Origin of the sequence: Lutibacter litoralis (assembly GCF_014646675.1) — a bacterium.
In the GTDB taxonomy this organism is placed as follows: domain Bacteria; phylum Bacteroidota; class Bacteroidia; order Flavobacteriales; family Flavobacteriaceae; genus Lutibacter; species Lutibacter litoralis.
Window position 1 is genome coordinate 1 of record NZ_BMNS01000020.1, and the last position, 292, is coordinate 292.

Below are 292 nucleotides of genomic sequence, written 5' to 3' on the forward strand. Positions count from 1 at the left end.
CTCCTTCGGGTTGTATGGTTAAGTGACTAAGCGTACACGGTGGATGCCTTGGCAGTCAGAGGCGATGAAAGACGTAGTAACTTGCGATAAGCCCAGATTAGGTAGTAACAACCATTTGAGTCTGGGATTTCTGAATGGGGAAACCCACGTGCATAAGCACGTATCCTTACCTGAATACATAGGGTAAGGAGGCGAACCGGGGGAACTGAAACATCTAAGTACCCCGAGGAAAAGAAATCAACCGAGATTCCGAAAGTAGCGGCGAGCGAAATTGGACTAGCCCTTAAGCTTT

General features: G+C 47.9%; 1 rRNA gene (cut by a window edge). It reads left to right on the forward strand.

Annotated elements, in window-relative coordinates:
* Window positions 1–16: 16 nt before the first annotated feature.
* Window positions 17–292 (forward strand): 23S ribosomal RNA (locus IEW75_RS15640); its annotated part runs 1,253 nt beyond the window's last position; the annotation flags it as partial.